Genomic DNA, 10,972 nt, shown 5'->3' on the forward strand with positions numbered 1-10,972 from the left:
GTTATAGGGAACCATTTGACCGGGATGATTTTGCGCCGTGGCCAGGCGCGGCTCGCCGGGCGATGCGGGTCGCATCGGCCAACAGCCGCAACACCGCCACGGCGCAAAGGAACCCGGCCTTCGGTGGGCCAAATCGGCCCACCGGGTTCGTTGCGGCGCTCGCCCGATATCCCGTATCGCGCGTCGCGCCACGCCTGCCCGGATGAACCGATTTGGCCCATCGAATCGATTCCCTATAGTCATGAACCGCTCTAGGGCATGTCCATGTCGGCCGAATTCGTCCGCAGCCTGGTTCCCTTCGCGGTCGCCGCGGTGGCGGTCGTGCTGCTGCTCGGCCTGTGGAACATGCTGCGCGGCGGCAGCGGCAATCTATCGCAGAAGCTGATGCGCTGGCGCGTCGTTCTGCAATTCCTCGCCATCATCTTGATCATGGCGGCGCTCTATCTCGTTAGCTGATAGAAGAGACTCAGCTCATGGTCGTGCTCAACAAGATCTACACCCGCAGCGGCGACAAGGGGACGACGGTGCTGACGACCGGCGTCCGGGTGTCGAAATCCGACCTGCGCATCGCCGCCTACGGCACCGTCGACGAGACCAATGCCTGTATCGGCCTGGCCCGCATCCACACCGCGCAGGAAAAAAGGGTCGATCCGATGCTGGCGCGCATTCAGAACGACCTTTTCGATCTCGGCGCCGACCTGTCCACGCCCGAGGACGGGTCCGGCAAGCAGGCGCTGCGCGTCACCGAGCCGCAGGTGGCGCGACTCGAAGCGGAAATCGACGAGCTCAACGCCGCGCTTGCGCCGCTGCGCTCCTTCGTGCTGCCGGGGGGCACGCCGGCAGCCGCCGCCCTGCACCTTGCCCGCACCGTATGCCGGCGCGCGGAGCGACTGATCGTCGCGCTTGCGGCGCGCGAAGCGGAGAGCGTCGGCACCCCGGCGCTCAAATATGTCAACCGGCTTTCCGACTTCCTGTTCGTCGCTGCCCGCTACGTTAACGACCGCGGCGCCGGCGATGTCTTGTGGGTGCCGGGTAAGAACCGCTAAGCTCTGAATTCAGTCCGGCCGGGAGGCGATCATGGGCGGCACGTGCAATCGGAGGCATTGACGTGTTCGTACCGCTTTACGACGACAATCCGCTGCGTCACGTGCGCGCACAATTTGTGACCTACGCGCTGATCGCGGCCAACGTCTTCGTCTTCGTAGCGTTTCAGTCCGATCTGGTCGGCGCCGACGTCGAAGTCACGGCACTCAGCTTCGGCGTCATCCCGGCGGTGCTGATGGACGTCGAGGAGCTGGCGCCGGAATTCGTGATCATCCCTGCGCAGCTGACCCTTGTCACTTACATGTTCCTGCACGGAAGCTGGCTGCACCTGATCGGAAACATGCTGTTTCTGTGGGTTTTCGGCGACAATGTCGAGGATGCGACCGGCCATTTCCGGTTTCTCGTCTTCTACCTCGCCTGCGGCGCCTTCGCCGCGCTGGTCCACAGCGTGGTCCTGCCCGATTCCGAGCTGCCGCTGGTTGGCGCCAGCGGGGCGGTCGCCGGCGTCATCGCCGCCTATCTGATGCTGCACCCGAAAGTACGCATCTGGGTGCTCCTATTGTGGCGGATTCCGGTGCGTCTGTCGGCCATGTGGGTGCTCGGCGTGTGGGTCGCGATCCAAGTCTTCAACGCCTTGACCATCCGCGGCGACGAAGTCGCCTGGTGGGCCCATGTCGGCGGCCTTGCCGCCGGCACCACCCTAATTCTTTTCCTGCGCCGCCCGGGCGTTCCCCTGTTCGACAAGAACCTGGTGCGGACCGGCGTTTAGCGGTCCGCCTTTCCCGGATTTCGTGCCGTTGACACCCTGGGAATCGGCGATTACGGTCGCGCCGAGGGTTTACTGCACTGCAACATAAGGTCGCTTGGATGAAGATTCTGGTGCCGGTGAAGCGCGTCGTCGACTTCAACGTCAAGATCCGCGTCAGGTCCGACGGCTCTGGCGTCGAGCTCGCCAACGTCAAGATGTCGATGAACCCGTTCGACGAGATCGCCGTCGAGGAGGCGATCCGCCTCAGGGAGCGCGGCGTGGCGTCGGAGATCATCGCCGTTTCGATCGGCCCGGCCCAAGCGCAGGAGACGATCCGCACCGCGCTCGCCATGGGGGCCGACCGCGGCATCCTGGTCAAGACCGATCGGCCGGTGGAGCCGCTGGCGGTCGCCAAGATCCTGAAAGGCATCGCCGAGGCGGAGGGCCCGGAACTGATCATCCTCGGCAAGCAGGCGATCGACGACGACGCCAACCAGACCGGGCAGATGCTGGCTGCGCTCCTCGGCTGGGCCCAGGGCACCTTCGCCTCCAAGCTCGAGATTGCCGACGGCAAGGCGGCTATCACCCGCGAGATCGACGGAGGGTTGCAGACCGTGTCGCTGAAGACGCCGGCGGTGGTCACCACGGATCTGCGCCTCAACGAGCCGCGCTATGCCTCGCTCCCCAACATCATGAAGGCCAAGAAGAAGCCGATCGCCGAGAAGACGCCGGCCGATTACGGCGTCGACACGGCGCCGCGGCTGAAGGTGCTCAACACCGCCGAGCCGCCGTCCCGCCAGGCCGGCGTCAGGCTCGAATCGGCCGCCGAGCTGGTCGGCAAGCTGAAAAAAGAAGCCGGAGTGATCTGATGACCGTCCTGCTCGTCGCCGAACACGACAATCGGAGCCTGAAGGACGCCACCGCCAAGGCGCTGACGGCGGCAAGGCAGATCGGCGGCGGGGTGCATGTCCTCCTCGCCGGCCACAATTGCAGCCCCGCTGCCGAGGCGGCGGCAAAGCTCGACGGCGTCGACAAGGTGCTGGTGGCCGACCACGCCGCCTACGCCAACCAGCTCGCCGAACCGGTGGCGGCGTTGATCGTGCCGCTGATGGACGGCTACGACGCGCTCTTCGCCGCCGCGACGACGACCGGCAAGAACTTCATGCCGCGCGTTGCCGCGCTTCTCGACGTCATGCAGATCTCGGAGATCATTACGGTGGAGAGCGCCGACACCTTCACCCGCCCGATCTATGCCGGCAATGCCATCGAGACCGTGCAGTCGAGCGACCCCAAAAAGATCATCACCGTGCGTACCGCCGGCTTCCAGGCGTCGGAAAGCGGCGGCTCGGCGCCCATCGAAACCATTGCCGCGGCCGCCGATCCGGGCCTTTCGAGCTTTGTCGGCGAGGAGCTGTCGCAATCGAGCCGGCCGGAGCTGACGTCCGCAAGGATCATCATCTCGGGCGGGCGCGGCATCGCCTCGGGCGAGAATTTCCGGAAATATATCGAGCCGGTCGCCGACCGGCTGGGGGCGGCCATCGGCGCCAGCCGCGCCGCCGTCGATGCCGGCTACATCTCCAACGACCATCAGGTCGGCCAAACCGGAAAGGTCGTCGCGCCGGAACTGTACATCGCCGTCGGAATCTCGGGTGCCATCCAGCACCTCGCCGGCATGAAGGACTCAAAAATAATCGTCGCAATCAACAAGGATGAGGAAGCGCCGATCTTTCAGGTCGCCGACTACGGCCTGGTCGCCGATCTGTTCAAGGCATTGCCCGAACTCGACAACGCACTGGCCGAGGCTGGATACTGATGACCACAACCGCACTCCCGTTTCGCTCCGCCAACAAACGTGGTAGCGCACGTACGCTGCCTCCCAAACAGGCTATCGAGGATTTCCGAACCATGCCGAAGACAATAAAGAAAATAGCCGTGGTCGGCGCAGGCCAGATGGGCAACGGCATTGCCCATGTATGCGCCCTGGCCGGCCTGAAGGTGGCGCTCAACGACATATCCATCGAGCGAATCGAGTCGGGCCTGGCGACCATCAACGGCAACATGGGGCGTCAGGTCGCCTCCAAGCGTATCAGCGAGGCCGACCGGGACGCGGCGCTGAAGCGCATCGTGCCGGTCGCATCGCTCGCCGATCTTGGCGACTGCGACATGGTCATCGAGTCGGCGACCGAGGACGAGCAGATCAAGTGCAAGATCTTCGCCGAGCTGTGCCCGCATCTGAGGGACGACACGATCCTGGCTACCAACACCTCGTCGATCTCGATCACCCGGCTGGCGTCGGCGACCGACCGGCCGGAGCAGTTCATCGGCGTTCATTTCATGAATCCGGTGCCGGTGATGGAGCTGGTCGAGCTGGTGCGCGGCATCGCTACCGGCGACGAGACCTTCGAGATCGCGAAGAAATTCGCCATCGGGCTGGGCAAGACCGTCACGGTGGCCGAGGACTTCCCGGCCTTCATCGTCAACCGCATCCTCATGCCGATGATCAACGAGGCGGTCTACACGCTCTATGAGGGGGTCGGCTCGGTCGAGGCCATCGACACGGCGATGCGGCTCGGCGCCCACCACCCGATGGGACCGCTGCAACTCGCCGATTTCATCGGGCTCGACACCTGCCTGTCGATCATGCAGGTGCTCTATGAGGGGCTTGCCGATTCCAAATACCGGCCCTGCCCGCTGTTGGTGAAATATGTCGAGGCCGGCTGGCTCGGCCGCAAGACCCAGCGCGGCTTCTACGACTATCGCGGCGAGACGCCGGTCCCGACGCGCTAAGTCCCGCCGATCGCCGCCCGCAGCAGCGCCAGCGCGTCCTCGGACGCCCATTCCGCCGGCCCGGCCACGCGGGCGATCTCGCAGCCCTTGCCGTCGACGATGAGCGTCGTCGGCATGCCGATGGCGTTGACGGCGCGGAAGATCCTGGCCTCCGGGTCATGATAGTAGGCAAGGCTCTTCAGTCCGACCTCGCCATAGAAGGTCTTGCCCTTGTCCGGGCCGCCGAGGTCGAGATTGATCGCCACCACCTCGAAAGTCTCGCCGCCGAGCTCGGCCTGTAGCCGGTCGAGCGCCGGCATCTCCCGCTTGCACGGCGTGCACCAGGTCGCCCACAGATTGACGAGCACCGTGCGGCCCGCCCAATCGGCGAGCGCGCGCGGCGTTCCCGCTGCGTCGATGAAGGAGATTTCGGCGGCCGGCGCCGGCTCGTCGGCGACAAGGAGCGCCGCCATCTCGCCGCGCGCCAGCGGCTTCAGCGCGGCCGCGACCGTAGCCGAGGGATGGCACTCCGCAATCCCTTCGCCATTGCCTTGAGGCCATAAGGTCACGTATACCCCCGCCAGCATCAGGATCGCCGCCAGTCCGCCGCCGGCCAGGAGCCAGCGGTTGCGGCCCTTCCTGATCGGTCCTTCACTGTTCATCGCGCACTCCGGGCGGGACCCATGACGCACGAGACAAAGAGCAACACCATGTGGGGCGGCCGCTTCGCCGCCGGCCCGTCCGCGTTCATGGAAGAGTTCAACGCCTCCATCGCCTTCGACTGGCGTCTGTTCCGCCACGATATCGCCGGATCGAAGGCGCATGCGGCCATGTTGGCTCACCGCGGCATCATCGCGGCGCAAGATGCCCGTAAGATCGAACACGGTCTAGACACGATTTTGTCAGAGATCGAGGCCGGCAAATTCGATTTCAAGGCACGGCTCGAGGACATCCATCTGAACGTCGAGGCGCGGCTGAAGGAGCTGATCGGCGCACCGGCGGGCCGGCTGCACACGGCGCGCTCGCGCAACGACCAGGTGGCGACCGATCTCAAGCTCTATGTCCGCGACGCCATCGACGCGCTCGACGGCGCCTTGCGCGACTTTCAGCATGCGCTCGCCGCCAAGGCGCTCGCCCACGCCGGCGCCGTCATGCCCGGCTTCACCCATCTGCAATCGGCCCAGCCGGTGACCTTCGGCCATCATCTTCTCGCCTATGTGGAGATGGCCGGCCGCGACCGCGGCCGCCTCAAAGACGCCCGCAAGCGGCTCAACGAGAGCCCGCTCGGCGCCGCCGCGCTCGCCGGCACCTCCTTTCCCATCGACCGCGAGATGACGGCCGAAGCGCTTGGCTTCGACCGTCCGGCGGCGAATTCGCTCGATGCGGTCGCCGACCGCGACTTCGTGCTCGAAACGCTGGCGGCAGCGGGCATTGCCGCCCTGCACCTGTCGCGGCTCGCCGAGGAGATCGTGCTGTGGTCGACGCCGCAGTTCGGCTTCGTCAAGCTGTCCGACGCGTTCACGACCGGCTCGTCGATCATGCCGCAGAAGCGCAATCCGGACGCGGCCGAGCTGGTGCGCGCCAAGACCGGGCGCATTCTCGCCGCCTTCACCGGCCTTGCCCTGGTCATGAAGGGGCTGCCGCTCGCCTATTGCAAGGATCTGCAGGAGGACAAGGAGCCCGCCTTCGACGCCCTCGACACGCTGGCGCTGGCCCTTCAAGCCATGACCGGAATGGTCGAGGATATGGCGATCGACGCCAAGGCGATGCGCAAGGCGGCCGGCGCCGGCTACGCCACGGCGACGGATCTCGCCGACTGGCTGACGCGGGCGCTCGACTTGCCGTTCCGCGACGCCCACCAGGTCACCGGCCGGCTGGTCAAGCTCGCCGAGCAGCAGGGCAAGGCCCTGCACCGGCTTTCGCTTGCGGACATGCGGCAGGTCGCGCCGGCGATCACCGAGGACGTCTATTCGGTCCTCAGCGTCGACAAATCGGTGCGCAGCCGCACGAGCTATGGCGGCACGGCGCCGGCCAATGTGCGGCGCATGGCCCGGCGCTGGCTGAAGCGTCTCGGCAAGGAGCGGCCATGAGGACGCCTTTTTACGGATGCAAACCGAAATTCAGCCGATAAGATGTCGGCGGCAAGCGGGAGAGCGAGCGTGACGGCAAAGAGGAGAAAAGGCGCAGGGCGCGCGGTCGCAATCGGCCTCGTGGCGGCCGCACTTGCCCTTGCCGGGTGCGGGCGCAAGGGCAGTCTGGAGCTGCCGCCCGATGCGTCGGTCGAAGGTCAGCCGAATTCGATGCCGGCGGCCAAGGCGCCCGCCAAGGTGCCGGAGAGGTCCTTCGTGCTCGACGGGCTGCTTTAGAGCGGTTCATGCACCACTTCGCTTACCGAGAAGGCATCCTCCATGCCGAGGATGTCGGCCTTGACGCCATCGCCGGCGCGGTCGGCACGCCGTTTTATTGCTATTCGACGGCGACCCTGACGCGGCATTTCAACGTCTTCTCGGCGGCCTTCGCCGACATGCCGACGCTCGTCTGCTACGCCATGAAGGCGAACTCCAACCAGGCGGTGCTGGCGACGCTGGCCCGCCTCGGCGCCGGCATGGATATCGTCTCGCGCGGCGAATTGCGCCGGGCGCGGGCCGCCGGCGTGCCTGGCGAGCGCATCGTCTTTTCCGGCATCGGCAAGACCCGCGAGGAAATGGCCGAGGCGCTCGATGCCGGCATCCTGTGCTTCAACGTCGAATCCGAGCCGGAGATGGAGGCGCTTTCCGAAGTTGCCGTCTCGCGCGGGCGCGCGGCGCCGGTCTCCGTCCGCGTCAATCCCGACGTCGACGCGAGGACCCACCGCAAGATCGCGACCGGCAAGTCGGAGAACAAGTTCGGCATACCGATATCGCGGGCGCGTGCGGCCTATGATCGGGCGACCAAACTTCCGGGCCTCAAGGTGACCGGCGTCGACATGCATATCGGCAGCCAGATCACCGAGCTTGAGCCGTTCGACAATGCCGCCGCACTGCTCGCCGAGCTTGCCCGCGACCTGATGGGCGCCGGCTTCAAACTCGACCATATCGATCTCGGCGGCGGCCTCGGCATTCCCTATTCGGAGAGCAACGAGCCGCCGCCTGATCCGGAGCGCTATGCCGAGGTCATCATGCGCCACACGAGCAGCCTCGGCCTGAAGCTGATCTTCGAGCAGGGCCGCATGATCGCCGGCAATGCCGGGATACTCGTTTCCCGCGTCATCTACGTCAAACAGGGCGCCAGCAAGATTTTCGTCATTGTCGACGCGGCCATGAACGATCTCATCCGGCCGACCCTTTATGACGCGCATCACGACATCAAGCCGGTCGCCGAACCCGCCGACGATACGGACTGGATCACCGCCGACATCGTCGGCCCGGTCTGCGAGAGCGGCGATTTTCTCGCCCATGACCGGCGCATGGCGAAGGTCGCCGCGGGCGACCTCGTCGCGGTGATGTCGGCCGGCGCCTATGGGGCGGTGCAGGCGGGAACCTACAATACCCGCCCACTTATCGCCGAAATCATGGTCAAGGGTGGCGAATTCGCCGTGGTGCGGCCGCGGCAGGGCTATGACGAGTTGATCGGCCTCGACCGGCTGCCGGACTGGCTTGCCTGAGGCGGCATTTCCGGTGTTCAGCGTCGCGATCACGTTGTGCTGAACGCCTTTGCCGGGGTCTGCCCAGGGCCGGCGAATATGGTACATTGATGTTTGGCGGGTGCTCCGTCCGCCGCGGATCGTGGCGTCGGGGTGCTTTGCGCCGAGGCCCATTGCTGCGGAGACAAGACGTGCCATCGACGACCAAGAGAAGCTTTCTCGACCTGCCGCGCGAACTGCAGCCCAAGGTGGCGCGGGCGTGGCTGGCACTCCTCTGGGAGCGGCTGTGGCCCAGCCTGTGGCCGTTGATCGGCGTTGTCATGGCCTTTGCCGTCACGGCGCTTGCCGGGCTGTGGACCAGCCTGCCCGATTGGTCGCGGGCCTGCGGTCTGATTCTGTTCGCGCTTTTTGCGGTCGCCGCCCTGTGGCCCGTGGCGCGGATCAGAGCGCCGTCGCTCGCCGAGGCGCTGCACCGGCTGGAGGTCGCCTCGGCCATAGCGCACCGGCCGGCCACCGCCCATGTCGATGCGCTGCCTGAAGAATCGCTTGGCCGCGCCGCCTCGGCCGGCGACAGCACGGCGCTGTGGCGGGCGCACAAGGCCCGCGTCGCGGCCCTGATCGCGCGGCTGCGCGCCGGCTGGCCGCGCTCGGCGCTGGCCAGGCGCGACTCCTATGCGCTGCGGGTACTGCTGACGCTGCTGCTCATCATTACCGCCACCGTCGCCGGGCCGGCCTGGCAGGAGCGCCTGATAAGCCCGTTCTGGTTCAACGGCGGCACCGGCGCCGCGGCGCTCAGCGTCGACGCCTGGGTGTCACCCCCCACCTATACCGGCCGGGCGCCCATGTTTCTGACCGGCGCCAATCTGCCCGAACCGCCGGACGCCATCGAAGTGCCCACCGGAAGCGAGCTCATGGTCCGCGTTCACGGACCCGGCAGCGTCGCGCTGACGCTCTCCGACGCGCCCGGCACGGCTGCCGGCTCCGCCGTCGAGCCTAGCGAACCGGCACGCGAAAATGTCAGCGAGTTCCGCGCCAAGCTGAGCCGGTCGGCGACCGCCACCGTGAGCAACGGCCCGACCCGGATCGCCGGCTGGACATTCACGGTGATCCCCGACACGGCGCCGACGATCGCGCTGCTCGACGAGCCGCGGACGGCGGTGAGCGGCGCGCTCGAGCTCGATTATTCGATGCAGGACGATTATGGCGTGACTTCCGCGGAGGCCGACTTCGGCCTCGCGGATGAAGCCGGCGGCGAGGCGGCGGACGCGGAAGAGCCGCTCATCGCCGCGCCGCGCTTTCCCTTGAGCCTGCCGCATATCGCCACCCGCGAAGGAACCGGGCGGACCTTCAAGGACCTCCTCGCCCATCCTTGGGCCGGCGGCAAGGCGCGGCTCACCCTGCGGGCAACCGACGAAGCCGACAATGTCGGCGAGAGCGAGCCGATCGTCATGGAGCTTCCTTCGCGGCGCTTCACCCAGCCGCTCGCCCGCGCCGTCATCGAACAGCGCCGGACGTTGGCGCAGACGCCGTCGAAAAGGCCTCTTGTCGCCCGCGCCCTCAATGCGCTGACCGCAGGTCCCGTCGGGTTCTTCGATGACAGCACCGTCTATCTCAGCCTGCGCGCGGCCTATTGGCGGCTGATGCGCGGCGACGACCGTGCGCAGATGACCGGCGTCGTCGATCTGCTCTGGGATGTCGCTCTCAGGATCGAGGACGGCGATCTGTCGCTGGCCGAGCGCAATCTGCGCGCCGCCCAGGAGGCGCTCGAGCGGGCGCTTGCCGAGGACGCGCCGGACGAGGTGATCAAGCAGCTGATTGACGAGCTGCGGCAGGCCTTGAACGACTTCATGCGGGCGCTGAGCGAAATGGCCCAGAACCAGCCCGAGCTTTTGCCCGAAATCGACATTTCCGAATTGCAGCTCTTGCAGCCGCAGGACCTGCAGCGGCTGTTGGAGAATATCGAGAACCTGGCCCGCAACGGCGCCCGTGAACAGGCGATGCAGCTGCTGCAGCAATTGCGCAACATGCTGGAGAATATGCGCATCGCGCGCGGCCAGCAGCCGACGGAAGGCCAGCAGATGATGTCGGAAATGCTGCAGCAGCTCGGCGAGATGATCGGCAAGCAGCAGCAGCTCATGGACGAAACCTTCCGCCTCAACGGCCAGGGCGACCGGCAGGGAACGCCGCAGGCAGGCCAGCTCGGCCAGCGTCAGCGCGACTTGCAGGCGCAGCTCCAGGCTCTGCTCGACCAGCTGAAGGGAATGGGATCGCGGTCCAACAATCCGCTCGACCAGGCCGGCGAGAATATGGGCGAGGCGGCCGAATCGCTCGGTCAGGGCGATCCCGGCGGCGCCTTGCCCGAGCAGGGCCAGGCGCTCGACAATCTGCGCCAGGGGGCGCAGTCGCTCGCCCAGGAGCTGGCCGAAAGCATGCAGAACGGCCGCGGGCAGGCGCGCGGCCGCGCCCCGACCGATCCGCTCGGCCGGCCATTGCCCTCGCGCGGGCCGGAGCTCGGCAGCCAGGTCAAGGTGCCCGACGAGATCGAAACCCAGACCGTGCGGCGCATCCTCGAGGAGGTGCGCCGGCGGCTTGGCGAGCAGAACCGGCCGCGGATCGAGCTCGACTATCTGGAGCGGCTGCTGCGCCGGTTCTAGAGCGGTTCATGGTTATAGGGAACCATTTGACCGGGATGATTTTGCGCCGTGGCCAGGCGCGGCTCGCCGGGCGATGTGGTGCATCGGCCAACAGCCGCAACACCGCCACGGCGCAAAAGAACCCGGCCTTCGGTGGGC

11 protein-coding genes are annotated in these 10,972 nt (G+C 66.7%); 10 read left to right on the forward strand and 1 reads right to left on the reverse strand.

The genetic code is table 11. The annotated features are described in order from the left end of the window. The first annotated feature begins 264 nt into the window (after positions 1-264). From Q8P46_09835 to Q8P46_09860, 6 genes are all read left to right on the forward strand, one after another. The gene (locus tag Q8P46_09835) at positions 265-456 is read left to right on the forward strand and encodes a twin transmembrane helix small protein (protein MDP2620460.1); all 192 of its coding nucleotides are present in this window, start codon (positions 265-267) and stop codon (positions 454-456) included. A gap of 17 nt (positions 457-473) precedes the next feature. Next, the gene (locus Q8P46_09840; GenBank protein ID MDP2620461.1) at positions 474-1,046 is read left to right on the forward strand and encodes a cob(I)yrinic acid a,c-diamide adenosyltransferase; all 573 of its coding nucleotides are present in this window, start codon (positions 474-476) and stop codon (positions 1,044-1,046) included. 62 nt (positions 1,047-1,108) lie between these two features. Next, the gene (locus tag Q8P46_09845; protein MDP2620462.1) at positions 1,109-1,813 is read left to right on the forward strand and encodes a rhomboid family intramembrane serine protease; all 705 of its coding nucleotides are present in this window, start codon (positions 1,109-1,111) and stop codon (positions 1,811-1,813) included. Between the two features lie 98 nt (positions 1,814-1,911). Next, positions 1,912-2,661, forward strand: a complete 750-nt coding sequence (locus Q8P46_09850) for an electron transfer flavoprotein subunit beta/FixA family protein (protein MDP2620463.1) — start codon at positions 1,912-1,914, stop codon at positions 2,659-2,661. After that, the gene (locus tag Q8P46_09855) at positions 2,661-3,605 is read left to right on the forward strand and encodes an electron transfer flavoprotein subunit alpha/FixB family protein (protein ID MDP2620464.1); all 945 of its coding nucleotides are present in this window, start codon (positions 2,661-2,663) and stop codon (positions 3,603-3,605) included. Before Q8P46_09850 ends, Q8P46_09855 begins: the two co-directional genes overlap by 1 nt. 92 nt (positions 3,606-3,697) lie before the next feature. Continuing rightward, a complete protein-coding gene (locus Q8P46_09860) occupies positions 3,698-4,579 on the forward strand; it encodes a 3-hydroxybutyryl-CoA dehydrogenase (protein MDP2620465.1) in 882 nt (293 codons plus the stop codon). On the opposite strand, the gene Q8P46_09865 is transcribed toward Q8P46_09860, so the two are convergent. Beyond that, positions 4,576-5,220, reverse strand: a complete 645-nt coding sequence (locus tag Q8P46_09865) for a TlpA disulfide reductase family protein (protein MDP2620466.1) — start codon at positions 5,218-5,220, stop codon at positions 4,576-4,578. The two genes, Q8P46_09860 and Q8P46_09865, sit on opposite strands and share 4 nt — an antisense overlap. A 21-nt stretch (positions 5,221-5,241) precedes the next feature. Between Q8P46_09865 and argH the strand changes: the two genes are divergently transcribed. The 4 genes from argH to Q8P46_09885 all read left to right on the forward strand — a co-directional run bounded on the left by argH (position 5,242) and on the right by Q8P46_09885 (position 10,834). Then, positions 5,242-6,648: an argininosuccinate lyase gene (gene argH, locus Q8P46_09870; protein MDP2620467.1), complete on the forward strand. Its 1,407-nt coding sequence runs from the start codon at positions 5,242-5,244 to the stop codon at positions 6,646-6,648. Positions 6,649-6,717: 69 nt separating this feature from the next. Further along, a complete protein-coding gene (locus Q8P46_09875) occupies positions 6,718-6,924 on the forward strand; it encodes a lipoprotein (protein MDP2620468.1) in 207 nt (68 codons plus the stop codon). A gap of 8 nt (positions 6,925-6,932) precedes the next feature. After that, the gene (gene lysA / locus Q8P46_09880; protein MDP2620469.1) at positions 6,933-8,201 is read left to right on the forward strand and encodes a diaminopimelate decarboxylase; all 1,269 of its coding nucleotides are present in this window, start codon (positions 6,933-6,935) and stop codon (positions 8,199-8,201) included. A 170-nt stretch (positions 8,202-8,371) separates the two neighbouring features. Then, complete coding sequence (locus Q8P46_09885; GenBank protein MDP2620470.1) at positions 8,372-10,834, forward strand: TIGR02302 family protein; 2,463 nt, start codon at positions 8,372-8,374, stop codon at positions 10,832-10,834. Positions 10,835-10,972: the final 138 nt, after the last annotated feature.

Source organism: Hyphomicrobiales bacterium (assembly GCA_030688605.1).
In the GTDB taxonomy this organism is placed as follows: domain Bacteria; phylum Pseudomonadota; class Alphaproteobacteria; order Rhizobiales; family NORP267; genus JAUYJB01.